The organism is Leclercia adecarboxylata, from assembly GCF_006874705.1.
Taxonomy (GTDB): Bacteria; Pseudomonadota; Gammaproteobacteria; order Enterobacterales; family Enterobacteriaceae; genus Enterobacter; species Enterobacter adecarboxylatus_C.
Genome location: NZ_CP035382.1, coordinates 4,119,370 through 4,133,989, shown reverse-complemented (window position 1 = coordinate 4,133,989; position 14,620 = coordinate 4,119,370). Strand labels below are relative to the sequence as shown.

At 58.6% G+C, this 14,620-nt stretch carries 14 protein-coding genes; 5 read left to right on the top strand and 9 right to left on the bottom strand.

The annotated features are described in order from the left end of the window. Positions 1 to 13: 13 nt before the first annotated feature. The 4 genes from ES815_RS20680 to ES815_RS20665 are packed head-to-tail and all read right to left on the bottom strand — an operon-like array spanning position 14 to position 3,556. Positions 14 to 733, bottom strand: a complete 720-nt coding sequence (locus ES815_RS20680; RefSeq protein WP_142489495.1) for an ABC transporter ATP-binding protein — start codon at positions 731 to 733, stop codon at positions 14 to 16. Continuing rightward, positions 726 to 1,493: an ABC transporter ATP-binding protein gene (locus tag ES815_RS20675; RefSeq protein ID WP_142489494.1), complete on the bottom strand. Its 768-nt coding sequence runs from the start codon at positions 1,491 to 1,493 to the stop codon at positions 726 to 728. The genes ES815_RS20680 and ES815_RS20675 overlap by 8 nt, the downstream gene beginning before the upstream one ends. Continuing rightward, complete coding sequence (locus ES815_RS20670) at positions 1,490 to 2,596, bottom strand: branched-chain amino acid ABC transporter permease (protein WP_142489493.1); 1,107 nt, start codon at positions 2,594 to 2,596, stop codon at positions 1,490 to 1,492. Before ES815_RS20670 ends, ES815_RS20675 begins: the two co-directional genes overlap by 4 nt. Positions 2,597 to 2,605: 9 nt before the next feature. Then, entirely contained in the window at positions 2,606 to 3,556 is a 951-nt protein-coding gene (locus tag ES815_RS20665) for a branched-chain amino acid ABC transporter permease (RefSeq protein ID WP_142489492.1), read from the bottom strand. A 170-nt stretch (positions 3,557 to 3,726) separates the two neighbouring features. Between ES815_RS20665 and ES815_RS20660 the strand changes: the two genes are divergently transcribed. Next, entirely contained in the window at positions 3,727 to 4,689 is a 963-nt protein-coding gene (locus tag ES815_RS20660; RefSeq protein WP_142489491.1) for a LysR substrate-binding domain-containing protein, read from the top strand. An 83-nt stretch (positions 4,690 to 4,772) separates the two neighbouring features. Here the strand turns inward: ES815_RS20660 and yddG are convergent, their stop codons facing one another. Then, positions 4,773 to 5,660 (bottom strand): aromatic amino acid DMT transporter YddG, encoded by an 888-nt coding sequence (yddG, locus tag ES815_RS20655; RefSeq protein WP_142489490.1) that lies wholly within the window; start codon positions 5,658 to 5,660, stop codon positions 4,773 to 4,775. A gap of 222 nt (positions 5,661 to 5,882) precedes the next feature. On the opposite strand from yddG, the gene fdnG reads away from it, so the two are divergent. The 3 genes from fdnG to fdnI are packed head-to-tail and all read left to right on the top strand — an operon-like array spanning position 5,883 to position 10,475. Further along, complete coding sequence (fdnG, locus tag ES815_RS20650) at positions 5,883 to 8,930, top strand: formate dehydrogenase-N subunit alpha (RefSeq protein ID WP_142489489.1); 3,048 nt, start codon at positions 5,883 to 5,885, stop codon at positions 8,928 to 8,930. A gap of 11 nt (positions 8,931 to 8,941) precedes the next feature. Then, positions 8,942 to 9,826 carry a formate dehydrogenase subunit beta gene (fdxH, locus tag ES815_RS20645; protein ID WP_142489488.1) on the top strand — a complete coding sequence of 295 codons (885 nt, stop codon included), beginning with the start codon at positions 8,942 to 8,944 and terminating at the stop codon, positions 9,824 to 9,826. Beyond that, positions 9,819 to 10,475 carry a formate dehydrogenase-N subunit gamma gene (gene fdnI / locus ES815_RS20640; protein WP_142489487.1) on the top strand — a complete coding sequence of 219 codons (657 nt, stop codon included), beginning with the start codon at positions 9,819 to 9,821 and terminating at the stop codon, positions 10,473 to 10,475. Before fdxH ends, fdnI begins: the two co-directional genes overlap by 8 nt. A gap of 46 nt (positions 10,476 to 10,521) precedes the next feature. Here fdnI and ES815_RS20635 read toward each other — a convergent pair whose 3' ends face one another. From ES815_RS20635 to ppk2, 3 genes are all read right to left on the bottom strand, one after another. Further along, positions 10,522 to 10,845 carry a CcdB family protein gene (locus ES815_RS20635; RefSeq protein WP_142489486.1) on the bottom strand — a complete coding sequence of 108 codons (324 nt, stop codon included), beginning with the start codon at positions 10,843 to 10,845 and terminating at the stop codon, positions 10,522 to 10,524. Beyond that, complete coding sequence (locus tag ES815_RS20630; protein ID WP_142489485.1) at positions 10,845 to 11,033, bottom strand: hypothetical protein; 189 nt, start codon at positions 11,031 to 11,033, stop codon at positions 10,845 to 10,847. The genes ES815_RS20635 and ES815_RS20630 overlap by 1 nt, the downstream gene beginning before the upstream one ends. A gap of 176 nt (positions 11,034 to 11,209) precedes the next feature. Continuing rightward, positions 11,210 to 12,034 (bottom strand): polyphosphate kinase 2, encoded by an 825-nt coding sequence (ppk2, locus tag ES815_RS20625; RefSeq protein ID WP_142489484.1) that lies wholly within the window; start codon positions 12,032 to 12,034, stop codon positions 11,210 to 11,212. 201 nt (positions 12,035 to 12,235) lie between these two features. Between ppk2 and araJ the strand changes: the two genes are divergently transcribed. After that, the gene (gene araJ / locus ES815_RS20620; RefSeq protein WP_142489483.1) at positions 12,236 to 13,411 is read left to right on the top strand and encodes an MFS transporter AraJ; all 1,176 of its coding nucleotides are present in this window, start codon (positions 12,236 to 12,238) and stop codon (positions 13,409 to 13,411) included. A gap of 110 nt (positions 13,412 to 13,521) precedes the next feature. Here the strand turns inward: araJ and ES815_RS20615 are convergent, their stop codons facing one another. After that, positions 13,522 to 14,613 carry an alkylhydroperoxidase domain protein gene (locus ES815_RS20615; RefSeq protein ID WP_142489482.1) on the bottom strand — a complete coding sequence of 364 codons (1,092 nt, stop codon included), beginning with the start codon at positions 14,611 to 14,613 and terminating at the stop codon, positions 13,522 to 13,524. Positions 14,614 to 14,620 lie beyond the last annotated feature (7 nt).

Below are 14,620 nucleotides of genomic sequence, written 5' to 3'. Positions count from 1 at the left end.
TTGGTTGGTGTCGTTAAACGGGCATTTCGCCCAAATAAATCTGTGCAATCTGGTCGTCGTCGAGCATCGCTTTCGATGCCCCGTGATGAACGATGCTGCCGCTGTCCATTACCCAGGCCTGGTCGGTGACTTCCAGCGCCAGGCGGGCGTTCTGTTCGATCAGCAGCAGGGCGACGCCGCGCTCGCGCAGCCCGGCGATGACGGCAAAAATGTTCTCCACCATCTTCGGCGCAAGGCCCATCGACGGCTCGTCGAGGATCAGCAGACGCGGTTGGCTGAGCAGGGCGCGGTTCAGCGCTAAAAGCTGCTGTTCCCCGCCGGAGAGCAGCCCGGCCAGCTGGTTCTGGCGTTCACCGAGGCGCGGGAAACGTTCGAAAATCTCTTCCATCTCCTGCTTCACGGTGACAGTGTCACGTCTAAGCCAGGCCCCCATCTGTAAGTTCTCCAGCACCGTCATGCGGGCGAAGATGCCCCGACCTTCCGGGACCATCACCAGCCCGTTGCGCAGCAGCCCTTCGGCTTTCTGTTTACGCACCGGCTTGCCGTTAAATTCAATGTTGCCGCCAAAACGCTCCAGCCCGGTGATGGCCCGCACGGTGGAACTTTTGCCCGCGCCGTTAGCACCGATCAGGGTGGCCTGTTCGCCTTCGCGCAGGCTAAAGGAGACATCCCGGACCGCCTGGATCCCGCCGTAATGCACGTCCAGACGTTCCACTTTCAGTAATTCAGACATGGGCATTGCCTCCAAGCCAGGCGGCGATGACCGCCGGGTCGCGGCGCATGCTGTCCGGGGTGCCGCTGGCTAACGTTTTGCCGTAATCCAGCACCGTGAGGCGATCGCAGATCCCCATCACCAGCTTCACGTCGTGTTCAATCATCAACAGGGTTTTTCCGTCGTCACGAATGCGGGTCAGCAGTTCACCCAGGGCCACTTTTTCTGCCGCGTTCATCCCGGCAGCGGGTTCGTCCAGCGCCAGCAGCAGCGGATCGGTGGCCAGCGCACGGGCAATCTCCAGGCGACGCTGATGGCCGTAGGCCAGGTCGCAGGCGCGGTAGTGGGCGAACTTCGCAATGCCGGTGTACTCCAGCCAGTGCCAGGCCTGCTCCAGGGTCCGGGCTTCTTCTTCCCGGGCGCGCTTGTGACGGCTCAGCGCCGCCCACAGGCCGTTGCGGGTGCGCACGTGGCGACCGACCATCACGTTCTCCAGCACCGACATTTCGTTAAACAGCCGCACGTTCTGGAAGGTGCGGGCGATACCCGCGGCGGTCACTTTTTCGATCTGGGTTGGAAAATAAGGTTTGTCGGCAATGGCGAACTCGCCGCTGTCGGCCGGATACAGGCCGGTGATCAGGTTAAAGCAGGTGGTTTTGCCCGCACCGTTGGGGCCGATCAGACCGTAGATCTCGCCCTTGTTAATCGACAGCGAGACGTTATCCACCGCCGTCAGGCCGCCAAAGCGTTTGGACATGTTGCGCACGGTTAACAGGCTCATGCTTTCACCTCCTTGTGGCGCTTCGGCCAGATGCCCGACGGGCGAACCAGCATCACGCCGACCAGGGCCAGGCCGTAGAACAGCTGGCGCAGGATCTCCGGGTCAATGAGTACTGAACCAAACAGCGCCTGCTGCGCCGGGGCCGCCTGGCTGCGCAGCAGCTCCGGCAGGGCGGTAAGCAGCACCGCCCCGAGGATCACTCCCGGGATATGGCCCATCCCGCCCAGTACTACCATCGCCAGCACGGCAATGGACTCCTGCAGGGTAAAGGATTCCGGGGAGACAAAGCCCTGGAAGGCACCGAACAGCGCCCCGGCCACGCCGCCGAAGGAGGCGCCCATGGCGAAGGCCAGCAGCTTAAAGTTGCGCACGTTGATGCCCATCGCCCGGGCGACGTCTTCATCCTCGCGGATGGCGTGCCACGCCCGGCCAATGCGCGAGTGTTGCAGGCGCAGGCAGACAAAAATGATCCCGACAATCACCAGCATCAGCAGGTAGTACCACAGCCACAGGGCGGGCACTTTGACGCCAAACCAGTGGTAAACCCCGCTGAACTTGAGGCCGAACAGGTTGAGGGTATCGACGCCGGTAATGCCTTTCGCGCCGTTGGTGATGTTCACCGGGCGGTCGAGGTTACGCATCAGAATGCGGATGATCTCCCCGAAGCCGAGGGTCACGATCGCCAGGTAATCCCCGCGCAGCTTCAGCGTAGGGGCACCGAGCAGAATGCCGCACACTGCCGCGACCAGCGCCGCAAGCGGGATAATCAGCAGGTAAGAGGTGTGCAGCCCGTCCGGGAACCAGACGTTGAGGATCGGGAACACCTCCGCCAGATGCGGAGACGCCAGCAGCGCCGCCAGATAGGCACCGACGGCGTAGAAGGCGATAAAGCCCATATCCAGCAGGCCGGTGTAGCCGACCACGATATTCAGCCCCAGCGCCAGCATGATGTAGAGCAGGGCGAAGTCGATCACCCGCACCCAGTAGTTGCCGCCCAACTGGGTAGCCACCACCGGTGCAAGCAGCAGGGCAAGGACGAAGAGCGTCATGCCGGACCAGAATTTACCGCTGGTCGCCGGTGTTTTGAGTTCAATGGCAGTCATGATTTTCCCTTACGCCCTGTGCGCCACGCGCTCGCCCAGCAGACCTGCCGGACGGAAGACCAGCACCAGAATCAGCACGATAAAGGCGAACACGTCCTGATAGTTGCTGCCGAACACGCCGTTCGTGAGCTCGCCCAGATAACCGGCGCCCAGCGCTTCGATAATGCCGAGCAGGATCCCGCCAATCATCGCCCCGCGAATATTGCCGATGCCGCCGAGCACCGCCGCGGTAAAGGCCTTAATGCCGGGCAGGAAGCCCATCGAGAAGCTGGCGTTGCCGTAGTTGCTGGCCATCATCACCCCCGCCAGCGCGGCAAAGATGCCGCCAATGGCGAAGGTCAGGGTGATGATCGCATTTGGATTGACGCCCATCAGGGTGGCGACGCGCGGATTTTCCGCCACCGCGCGCATACCGCGGCCAAGACGGGTGTACTCCACCAGCAGCCACAGGCCGGTCATCACAATCAGGGCCAGCGCCACGGTCACGATGCCGGTCACGGTGATAATCGCCGGGGGATGTGCCTCGCTGCCTGCGGTGACGGCAATGGGGTCCATCGGCAGGATCTGCGGAAACATCAGCGGGTTGCGCGACCAGATAACCATCGCCAGGGTTTGCAGCAGCACCGACACGCCAATCCCGGAGATCAGCGGGGCCAGCCGCGGGGCGTTGCGCAGGCGACGGTAGGCAAAGCGCTCCACCGCCATCGCCAGCAGGGCGCAGACCGCCATGGCAATCACCAGCGCAAAGCCGAGCTGCAATAGCTGCGGCATGGCCGGGAAATGGTTGCTGAGAAGATTCAGCGCCGACAGGGTAGTCAGCGCGCCGACCATCAGAATATCGCCGTGGGCGAAGTTAATAATGCGCAAAATGCCATACACCATGGTATAGCCCAGCGCGATCAGCGCGTAGATGCTGCCCAGCATCACGCCGTTGATCAGTTGTTGTATGAGTGTGTCCAACGTTGTTACCCGACAAATTGCTCTTTCAGCGGTTAACATCTAATAATTGAATTAAATTGTGAAATACGCATATATTCTTTCTTATGATTTTTGGAGCTTGCGTTATCTGATTGATTTTAAAGATTATGATAAATAACTGATTAACCTGATTATCCATAACAGGTCAATATATGAATAAAACAGAACAATCCATGGCGTTGGCGGCCTTTGCCGAGAGCCGGCTGGCGAACGATCCGCCCCTGCGGGCGGTTCGGGCCTTCGAAGCGATAGCCCGTCTGGGCAGCGTGACGCAGGCAGCCCGGGAGCTGGACATCTCTCCGTCGGCGGTCAGCCATCAGTTGAAGGTGCTGGAAGGGTATCTGCAAATGCCGCTCACCGAGCGCCAGGGGCGCAGGTTGATCCTCAGCCAGCAGGGGCGGGACTACTACCGCTCCATTCGCGCGGCTTTTAACGTGCTGCGCCAGGCCACGGAGCATTTACTGGAGCAGGTGCAGACCCGCCAGGTGACCATCAGCCTGATCCCGCTGTTTGGCATGGGGTGGTTTATTCCGCGCCTGCCGGGGTTTATGCGCGCCAATCCGCAAACCGAGATTAACGTGGTTTACGCCAACCACCGCAACTACCTGAGCGATGCCTCGGATATGTCGATTCGCTTTGGTAACGGCCAGTGGGCGGGCTACCAGAGCGAAAAATTGATTTCCGGGCAGATGGTGCCGGTCTGTAGCCGGGCGTTTTTGCGCCTGCACGGGCATATAGACACCCCCGAGCAGCTGCTGCAAATGCCGCTCCTGCACGACGAGGAGCGCGCCACCTGGCAGCAGTGGTTTATCCAGCAGGGAGTGAAGCGCCCGGTGCGGCGCAGCGGACCGATGTTTGAAGACGGGCTGTTAACCCTGGCGGGAGTGCAGGCGGGGCTGGGCTGTGCCCTGATGCGCGAGCCGCTGATTGCCCCCTATCTGGAGAGCGGGGAGCTGGTGAAGATCTTCGAACTGCCCATTGATGATGGCCGGGATTATTACCTGTGCGTGCGTCAGGACGGCGAGATGAGCCAGGACGGGAAGCTGCTGCAAAGCTGGCTGCGCAGGAACAGTTCCCTCACCCTGGAGGAGATGCCGGGTGGCGGCTCCGCCTGACCCGGCCTACAAAATCTACAAACGGCACCACGCCGTAGGCCGGGCAAGCGCATGCGCCGCCCGGCGTGGCAGGCCGCAGAATCCTAACCCTTACGGGCCCGCGTGGCGTACCAGCACAATAGCGACCCCGCGCACACCATCATCGCGCCCTGCCAGAAGCTAAACGACAGGGGCGCACTCAGCAGCACCGCAGCCAGCGCTGCTGACAGCACCGGGGTAAAATAGGAGGCCGCCGCCAGCAGCGTCACGTTGCCGTGCAGAATCCCGACGTTCCACGAGGCATAGCCAAACCCCAGCGCCACGCCGCACATCAGGAGCTTGATCGTCACCGGCACGCTGAACACCATCTCGGGCTGATCGCTGAAGGCATATTTCAGCCACAGGCTTAGCGCCGTCAGCAGCACAAACAGCGTAATCCCGTTCTGCCCCCTGGCATATTTGCTGGTCACGGTGCAGTAGGCCGCCCAGATAAAGGCTCCGACAAAGGCGAGACCGTAGCTCAGCGGATTGGAGACGATGTTACGGGCAATCTCCGCCGGATTGAGCCCGTTCTCGCCGCCCAACACCCAGCTGACGCCCAGCAGGGAGATAATCAGCCCCGGGATCACCCACAGGGTCGAACGCTGGCGGTTAAACAGAATGGCAAACACAATGGTCAGGCTCGGCCAGAGATAGTTAACCATCCCCACCTCAATCGCCTGATGGCGGGTAGTGGCGTAGCCTAACGACAACGCCAGGCAAATTTCATAGCTGACGAACAGCACGCTGCCGGCAATCAGGTAACGGCGCGAGAAACGCCGGAGGTCAGGAAACCCGACCGTGATCAGGCAGAGTAAACCGCTGAGCGTGTAGATCATCGCCGCTCCCCCTACCGGGCCGAGCCCCTCGCTGACGCCCCGGATCAGGCCCACCATCGTGCTCCAGAGCACAATTGCGGCCAGCCCGATCAGGGTGGCTTTTTTTCTGTCCATCTTATTTCCACAGTCTTTGCATTTTTAGGGGCAAATTTATAGCACTGTTTCAGTACCTTCCGCGAATTAATCTCCCTTCAGCTACTCATTAAGCAGTAATAAAACCGCTCCCCGCTGACTATTAAGAGGGCGAAGATCGGTGATATTGATTTGCCGCAAAAAAAACAGGGGCTTTGCTGTTAGTTTTCCGCCGGAATTCTCAATGATCTAACGAGGACAGCAATGGACGTCAGCCGCAGACAGTTTTTTAAAATCTGCGCGGGCGGTATGGCCGGTACGACAGTGGCTGCTTTAGGGTTCGCCCCTAAAATGGCGCTGGCTCAGGCGCGCAACTATAAGTTGCTGCGCGCCAAAGAGATCCGTAACACTTGCACATACTGCTCCGTGGGATGCGGGCTATTGATGTATAGCCTGGGTGATGGCGCGAAGAACGCCAAAGAGTCGATTTATCATATTGAAGGCGATGCGGATCATCCGGTCAGCCGTGGGGCGTTATGCCCGAAAGGGGCGGGCCTGCTGGACTATGTCCACAGCGATAACCGTCTGCGTTACCCGGAATACCGCGCCCCGGGCTCCGACAAATGGCAGCGACTCTCCTGGGATGAAGCCTTCACGCGTATCGCGAAGCTGATGAAGGCCGACCGCGACGCTAACTTCGTCGAAACCAATGAGCAGGGCGTGACGGTAAACCGCTGGCTCTCCACCGGGATGCTGTGTGCATCCGCGGCAAGTAATGAAACCGGCATGCTGACGCAAAAATTTGTGCGCTCCCTCGGCATGCTGGCGGTAGACAACCAGGCGCGCGTCTGACACGGACCAACGGTAGCAAGTCTTGCTCCAACATTTGGTCGCGGTGCGATGACCAACCACTGGGTTGATATCAAAAACGCCAACGTCGTGATGGTGATGGGCGGTAACGCCGCTGAAGCGCATCCGGTGGGATTCCGCTGGGCGATGGAAGCGAAAAACAACAATGATGCGACGCTGATCGTCGTCGATCCGCGCTTTACGCGTACGGCATCGGTGGCTGATATCTATGCGCCAATCCGCTCCGGCACGGACATTACGTTCCTCTCCGGCGTGCTGCTGTACCTGATCGAAAACAACAAAATTAACGCCGAGTACGTTAAGCACTATACCAACGCGAACCTGCTGGTGCGGGAAGATTTTGCCTTCGACGACGGGCTGTTCAGCGGCTACGACGCCGAAAAACGCCAGTACGACAAGTCCTCCTGGAACTATCAGTTCGACGAAAACGGCTATGCCAGACGCGATGAAACCCTGACCGACCCGCGCTGCGTGTGGAACCTGCTGAAACAGCACGTCTCCCGCTATACGCCGGAGGTAGTGGAGAACATCTGCGGCACGCCAAAAGCCGATTTCCTCAAGGTGTGTGAAGTGCTGGCCTCCACCAGTGCCGCCGACAGGACCACCACGTTCCTGTACGCGCTGGGCTGGACGCAGCATACCGTCGGGGCGCAGAACATCCGAACCATGGCGATGATCCAGCTGCTGCTCGGCAACATGGGCATGGCCGGTGGCGGGGTGAACGCCCTGCGCGGTCACTCCAACATCCAGGGCCTGACCGATCTCGGCCTGCTGTCGACCAGCCTGACCGGCTATCTGACGCTGCCGTCCGAGAAACAGACGGACCTGCAGAGCTATATGGCGGCGAACACGCCGAAAGCGACGCTGCCTGACCAGGTGAACTACTGGAGCAACTATCCGAAGTTCTTCGTCAGCCTGATGAAATCTTTCTACGGCGATGCGGCACAGAAGGAGAACGACTGGGGCTTTAACTGGCTGCCGAAATGGGATCAGTCATACGACGTCATTAAGTATTTCAACATGATGTCGAAGGGGAAGGTCACGGGCTACATCTGCCAGGGCTTTAACCCGGTGGCGTCGTTCCCGGATAAGAACAAGATTGTCGCCAGCCTCAGCAAGCTGAAGTACATGGTGGTGATCGATCCGCTGGTGACCGAAACCTCGACCTTCTGGCAGAACCACGGCGAGATGAATGACGTGGATACCGCCTCGATTCAGACCGAGGTCTTCCGTCTGCCGTCGACCTGCTTCGCGGAAGAGGACGGCTCCATTGCCAACTCCGGTCGCTGGCTGCAGTGGCACTGGAAGGGGCAGGATGCGCCGGGCGAAGCGCGCAACGACGGTGAGATCTTGGCCGGGATTTACCATCGCCTGCGCGAGATGTATCGCACCGAAGGCGGCAAAGGCGTCGAGCCGCTGCTGCGGATGCGCTGGGATTACAAACAGCCGGATCACCCGGAATCGGAAGAGGTGGCGAAAGAGAACAACGGCTATGCGCTGGCGGATCTCTATGATGCCAACGGCGTACCGATCGTGAAGAAAGGCCAGCTGTTAAGCAGCTTCGCCCAGCTGCGTGATGACGGTACGACGGCATCGTCGTGCTGGATCTACACCGGGAGCTGGACCGAGCAGGGTAACCAGATGGCTAACCGCGATAACGCCGACCCGTCAGGACTGGGCAATACGCTGGGCTGGGCCTGGGCGTGGCCGCTGAACCGTCGCGTGCTTTACAACCGCGCCTCGGCGGACATCAACGGCAAGCCGTGGGATCCGAAACGGATGCTGATCCAGTGGAACGGTGCGAAGTGGACCGGGAACGATATTCCGGACTACAACACCGCCGCGCCGGGCAGCAATACCGGGCCGTTTATCATGCAGCCGGAAGGGCTGGGGCGTCTGTTTGCCATTGACAAGCTGGCGGAAGGGCCGTTCCCGGAACACTACGAGCCGATGGAAACGCCGCTGGGCACCAACCCGCTGCACCCGAACGTGATTTCGAGTCCGGTGGTGCGTGTCTACGAGGAAGATGCCGTGCGGATGGGCAAGAAAGACAAGTTCCCGTATGTCGGCACCACCTATCGCCTGACCGAGCATTTCCACACCTGGACCAAGCATGCGCGACTCAATGCTATCGCCCAGCCGGAACAGTTTGTCGAGATCAGCGAGACCCTGGCGCAGACCAAAGGCATAGCCAACGGCGATCGCGTGAAAGTCAGCAGCCAGCGCGGGTTTATTCGCGCCGTGGCGGTGGTTACCCGTCGTCTGCAGGCCCTTAACGTTCACGGCCAGCAGGTGGAAACGGTCGGTATTCCGCTGCACTGGGGCTTTGAAGGGGTGGCGCAGAAGGGCTATATCGCCAACACCCTGACGCCATCGGTAGGGGATTCCAACTCGCAAACGCCGGAGTACAAGGCGTTTCTGGTTAACATCGAGAAAGCATAAGGAGCGAATAAATGTCGATGGAAACACAAGACGTCATCAAACGCTCCGCCACCAACGGCTTTACCCCCGCGCCTCGTGCGCGGGATTACAAAGCGGAAGTGGCAAAGCTTATTGATGTCTCCTCCTGCGTGGGCTGCAAAGCCTGCCAGGTGGCCTGCTCCGAGTGGAATGATATCCGCGACGAGGTGGGCCATTGCGTTGGCGTGTACGATAACCCGGCCGATCTGAGCGCCAAATCCTGGACGGTGATGCGTTTTAGCGAAACCGAGCAGAACGGCAAGCTGGAGTGGCTGATCCGCAAAGACGGCTGCATGCACTGTGAGGATCCGGGCTGTCTTAAGGCCTGTCCGTCCGCCGGGGCGATTATTCAGTACGCCAACGGCATTGTCGATTTCCAGCAGGATAACTGCATCGGCTGCGGGTACTGCATCGCCGGGTGTCCGTTCAACGTGCCGCGCCTCAATAAAGAGGATAACCGGGTCTATAAATGCACCCTGTGCGTGGATCGCGTCAGCGTTGGTCAGGAGCCAGCATGCGTGAAAACCTGTCCAACCGGGGCGATTCACTTTGGCACCAAGAAGGAGATGCTGGACGTTGCCCAGCAGCGGGTCGATAAGCTGAAGGCGCGCGGCTATGCCAACGCGGGCGTCTACAACCCGCAGGGGGTAGGCGGGACGCACGTGATGTATGTCCTGCACCATCTCGACCAGCCGGAGCTGTATCACAATCTGCCGAAGGATCCGGCGATCGATACCTCTATCAACCTGTGGAAAGGGGCGCTTAAACCGCTCTCCGCGGCGGGCTTTATCGCCACCTTTGCCGGGTTGATTTATCACTACGTGGGCATCGGGCCGAACAAAGAGGTGGATGACGATGAGGAGGAGCACCATGAGTAAGTCAAAGATGATCGTGCGCACGAAGTTTGTCGACCGCGCCTGTCACTGGACGGTGGTGATCTGCTTCTTCCTGGTGTCACTGTCGGGGATTTCATTCTTCTTCCCGACGCTGCAGTGGCTGACCGAGACCTTCGGTACGCCGCAGATGGGGCGTATTCTCCATCCGTTCTTCGGGGTGCTGATTTTCGTGGCGCTGATGTTTATGTTCGTGCGTTTCGTGCATCACAACATCCCGGACAAGCAGGATATTCCGTGGCTGAAGGGCATTGTTGAGGTGCTGAAAGGCAACGAGCACAAAGTCGCGAAAGTGGGCAAGTACAACGCCGGACAGAAGATGATGTTCTGGACCATCATGAGCATGATTTTTGTGCTGCTGGTGACCGGGGTCATTATCTGGCGTCCGTACTTTGCCCAGTATTTCCCGATGCAGGTGGTGCGCTATAGCCTGCTGATCCACGCGACCTCGGCCATTATTTTGATCCACGCCATCCTGATCCATATGTATATGGCGTTCTGGGTCAAAGGCTCGATTAAAGGGATGATTGAAGGGAAGGTGAGCCGCCGCTGGGCGCAGAAGCACCATCCGCGCTGGTACCGGGACGTGGAGCGACTGGAAGCGCAGAAAGAGAATCGTGAAGGGATAAAATGAGTGCCCCCCGCTCCGGACGGTGTTTCGGAGCGGGTATTTTGGGAGGTCAGGTGTTGGTGAACAATGCGTCGATGGTGGCGACGATATCTCTCCTGGCTGTATTGAGATGACAAATAAAATCCTTGTGTTTGATCTGGGATTTATCAATATGACTTATCATCGGAGCATAAATATTTAAAGTATCAAACTCAATATTCACTTGTGGGGCGATGTGACTGTACCATCGAGGTATTTTATGGTGTCTCATTAATGGCATAATAATGCGCGTACTAAGATCGTCATAATGGTCGTTTTGCACAACGACGTAATATGGCAACAAGTTCCTCGTATTAGTCGATGTATTCCGATAAACATTAAATTGTTTGGTCATCAGAGCACCCTGAAAAATTCATCATCTGTTAACATTCCATGTTCTGCTACAATTTCATTCATTATGCGCATGAATTCCTTATCACGCTTCTGTTGCTCGATGCGCTCCTCTGCTGTTAATACGGGGCGTGGTGGGACGCCAGTTAAATGATCCTTACCTGCGCTCTTTTCTTTGATGGCCATTTTCATTATTCGTTCTCCTGTTCTGGTGCAGTCATTATCAATCGCCAACAATAAAAAACAATACCGTTCCGCCTGGTAATTCAGGAATTGCGAGCACGCTTCCAGACCAAAGTAACAGGCTGAAAACAGACAGGGTTATTGTGAATCACCCTCCCGATAATTAACCAGGAGGGCGGTAATCATCAGAACTTCTCGTCAATATAACGGAACGGATAAGCGGTCGGTTTAACTTTGCCGATTTTACGTTTCGGTAATTTAACCTCATCTTCCGGCAGGTCTTTATAAGGAATCTGCGTCAGCAGGTGAGAGATAATATTCAGCCGCACGCGCTTTTTATCCTCGGAGCGGGCGACAAACCACGGGGCCCAGGCGGTATCGGTGGCCGCAAACATCGCATCGCGCGCCTCGGTGTACTCATCCCAGCGGTTAAAGGATTTAACGTCCATTGGCGACAGCTTCCAGGTTTTGCGCCCGTCGTTGATGCGGTCGCGCAGACGGCGCTCCTGCTCTTTGGGCGTCACTTCCAGCCAGTATTTGATCAGAATAATGCCCGCATCGACCATCGCCTTTTCGATGATAGGCGCACCGTCGAGAAACTTCTCGACCTGTTCCTCGGTACAGAAGCCCATCACGCGCTCCACGCCCGCACGGTTGTACCAGCTGCGGTCGAAAATCACGATTTCACCTGCCGACGGCAGATGCGGCACATAGCGCTGGAAGTAGAGCTGACTTTTCTCTTTCTCGGTGGGGGCCGGCAGCGCGACCACCCGGAATACGCGCGGACTGACCCGTTCGGTCAGGGCCTTGATAGTGCCCCCTTTACCTGCGCCGTCGCGTCCTTCAAAGACGACGCACACTTTCAGGCCCTTGCTCACCACCCAGCGCTGCAACTTAACCAGCTCTACATGCAGGCGATGCAGCTCTTGTTCGTACTCCTTACGCTTAAGCGGGACGGGAGGGGCACTCTTCGCAACGGGTTTGCTTTTCTTCTTTTCTTTATCGGCCATGATGCGTTCCTTTACGGGAGGTCTGACGGTACGGTGAGACATAACACTTTGAAGTGTAATCAGGGCTGAGCACCCTGGCGGAAAATATTCACCGCCTGGCCGAATTGATGGAGGAATCGGCCAGCGGCGCGATTTGAACTGGCTCACCATACAAGATTGGTCGATAATGGCTGTTGCAATTTTTTAACAAGTGGTTGTGGTATGAAAAAGACGGTGTTTTCGTTAGCACTTGGTACCTTTGGCCTGGGCATGGCCGAATTCGGCATTATGGGTGTGTTAACCGAGCTGGCGCGTGATGTAGGCATTACGATTCCCTCCGCCGGAAATATGATTTCGTTTTACGCCTTCGGGGTGGTGATAGGGGCGCCGATCGTCGCGCTCTTTTCCAGTAAGTTCTCCTTAAAGTCGATCCTGCTGTTCCTGGTGACGCTGTGCCTCGTTGGCAATGCGATTTTTACCTTCTCCACCTCTTACACCATGCTTGCTATCGGGCGGCTGGTCTCCGGTTTTCCGCACGGCGCGTTCTTCGGTGTCGGCACCATCATCCTCTCGCGCATAGCGCCGCCGGGCAAAGTGACGGTAGCGGTAGCGGGGATGATCGCCGGGATGACGGTGGCTAACCTTGCGGGCGTGCCGCTCGGCACCTGGCTGGGGCATCAGTTTAGCTGGCGCTACACCTTCTTCCTGATCGCCGCGTTTAACCTGTTGGTAATGCTGTCAGTTGTCCTCTGGGTACCGCAGACCTTTGATAAAACGCAGCTTCGCCTGAGTGAGCAGTTTCACTTTCTGAAAAAGCCGGAACCGTGGTTTATCTTCGCCGCCACCATGTTTGGCAACGCCGGCGTCTTCGCCTGGTTCAGCTTTGTGAAGCCGTTCATGATCAATGTGTCGGGCTTTTCCGAAGGGGTGATGACCGCGATCATGATGCTGATGGGGCTCGGCATGGTGCTGGGGAACCTGTTCAGCGGCAAGCTCTCCGGGCGCTACAGCCCGTTGCGGATTGCGGCGATAACCGATCTGGTGATTGTCCTGTCGCTGCTGCTGTTGTTTGCCTTTGGCGGGCTGCCTGCGGCCTCGCTGGTGATGGGCTTTATCTGTTGCGCCGGTCTGTTTGCGCTGTCGGCTCCGCTGCAGATCCTGCTCCTGCAAAATGCGCAGGGCGGGGAGATGCTTGGAGCGGCGGGGGGCCAGGTGGCGTTTAACCTCGGCAGCGCCATTGGCGCGTACTTTGGCGGGATGATGATCACCCTGGGCTTTAGCTGGAGCTACGTGACTCTGCCTGCGGCGGTGCTGTCGTTCTGCGCGATGTCCTCGCTGTTGATATACGGGTATCTGAAATCCCGTCGGGGGCAGGCTGACGCACAGGCGTTAGCCTGAGCAACGAGCGTGCTGGTTGCCCGGCGGCGCTGCGCTTGCACGGGCCTACGGTTCCATAAATCCGCGGTTTTGTAGGCCGGGTAAGCGCAGCGCCACCCGGCATAAAGCGCTCACGGCAAAGACGGTTCACCCAGAGTCAACATCAGCCGGTTAGCCCAGGCGAAGAACGCCGCTGACTGCACCAGATCCAGCTGGGCCAGGGTATCCAGCCCCTGACGTTCCAGCTCGGCCAGATGCCCCGGCGTTACCGCCGGCGGCGTCACCGACAGCGCGGCGGCAAAATCAATCCCCGCCTGCCAGCGTGGCGACTGCCCGCTGCTCAGGGACTGTCCCGGCTCTACCGCCAGCAGCCTTTCCACGGCATCATCATCTTTCGACAGCTGGCTGGCCTTACGCGCATGGACAGAGGCGCAGTAAATGCACCCATTCACTTTGCTGGTCACCGCGGCGGCCAACTCTCGCTCCGCACGAGACAGTCCACCAGGGGTATAGAAAATCCCTTTATCGGTGAGCGTTCGCTGCTCCAGCACCGGCAGATTGCGCCCCAGCAGGCGGAAATAGTCCGAGTCGGTATGGCCGAATTTGGCGAGGATCGCCTGTTCATCGGCGGTAAATTCCGCCAGCGGTTTGGGTGTCAGCCACGGCTCCCAGCCCAGCTCCAGCTGGGTAAATTCGACCGGCGCGGCTTTACCATTTTTGGTCAAAGGCACGGTGTGCCAGTGGCCCGCCACAACGGGGACATCGCTTGCCGCCACCGTTTTGTCATTAAGAAGACGCAGCCCAACGAGCAGGCGACTCTGGAAACTGACAAAGGCAATCAGCTGCGCCAGGGTCACAATACCTTCTTTGCTCCAGCCCGCCAGGGTGAGCGCATTGATCGCCCCCGGGGTGGCCTGGACCGGCGAGAAGGTCAGCAACCGGGCAAAGGCCAGGGCGGGGGTCAGGCGCACTGAGGTCGGGTCGGCCAGACCAAACCCGGCATAGTGGGCCGCCAGTGCGTCGACGTTGTGCCATTTCGCCACTTTTGCCGCCACGGCAAAGCGTTCGTCCAGCACAAAGTCGGCATCCTGCTGACTGAATAACGTTTCGTAACTCCCCTGAGCGTGACGCGTTGCCGCCTCGCGGGTGAGTCGTGCCTGTTCCAGCGGGGAACCCGGGGCAATCTCCGCCAGCCCAGCGAGAATATCCTGACTTAAAGCCATGGTGACT

Excerpts from the sequence above, each read along its gene's own strand:
- ES815_RS20680 (WP_142489495.1), bottom strand. The coding sequence starts at position 733 with ATGTCTGAATTACTGAAAGTGGAACGTCTGGACGTGCATTACGGCGGG.
- ES815_RS20675 (WP_142489494.1), bottom strand. The coding sequence starts at position 1,493 with ATGAGCCTGTTAACCGTGCGCAACATGTCCAAACGCTTTGGCGGCCTG.
- ES815_RS20670 (WP_142489493.1), bottom strand. The coding sequence starts at position 2,596 with ATGACTGCCATTGAACTCAAAACACCGGCGACCAGCGGTAAATTCTGG.
- ES815_RS20660 (WP_142489491.1), top strand. The coding sequence starts at position 3,727 with ATGAATAAAACAGAACAATCCATGGCGTTGGCGGCCTTTGCCGAGAGC.
- yddG (WP_142489490.1), bottom strand. The coding sequence starts at position 5,660 with ATGGACAGAAAAAAAGCCACCCTGATCGGGCTGGCCGCAATTGTGCTC.
- fdxH (WP_142489488.1), top strand. The coding sequence starts at position 8,942 with ATGTCGATGGAAACACAAGACGTCATCAAACGCTCCGCCACCAACGGC.
- fdnI (WP_142489487.1), top strand. The coding sequence starts at position 9,819 with ATGAGTAAGTCAAAGATGATCGTGCGCACGAAGTTTGTCGACCGCGCC.
- ES815_RS20635 (WP_142489486.1), bottom strand. The coding sequence starts at position 10,845 with ATGACCAAACAATTTAATGTTTATCGGAATACATCGACTAATACGAGG.
- ES815_RS20630 (WP_142489485.1), bottom strand. The coding sequence starts at position 11,033 with ATGAAAATGGCCATCAAAGAAAAGAGCGCAGGTAAGGATCATTTAACT.
- ppk2 (WP_142489484.1), bottom strand. The coding sequence starts at position 12,034 with ATGGCCGATAAAGAAAAGAAGAAAAGCAAACCCGTTGCGAAGAGTGCC.
- araJ (WP_142489483.1), top strand. The coding sequence starts at position 12,236 with ATGAAAAAGACGGTGTTTTCGTTAGCACTTGGTACCTTTGGCCTGGGC.
- ES815_RS20615 (WP_142489482.1), bottom strand. The coding sequence starts at position 14,613 with ATGGCTTTAAGTCAGGATATTCTCGCTGGGCTGGCGGAGATTGCCCCG.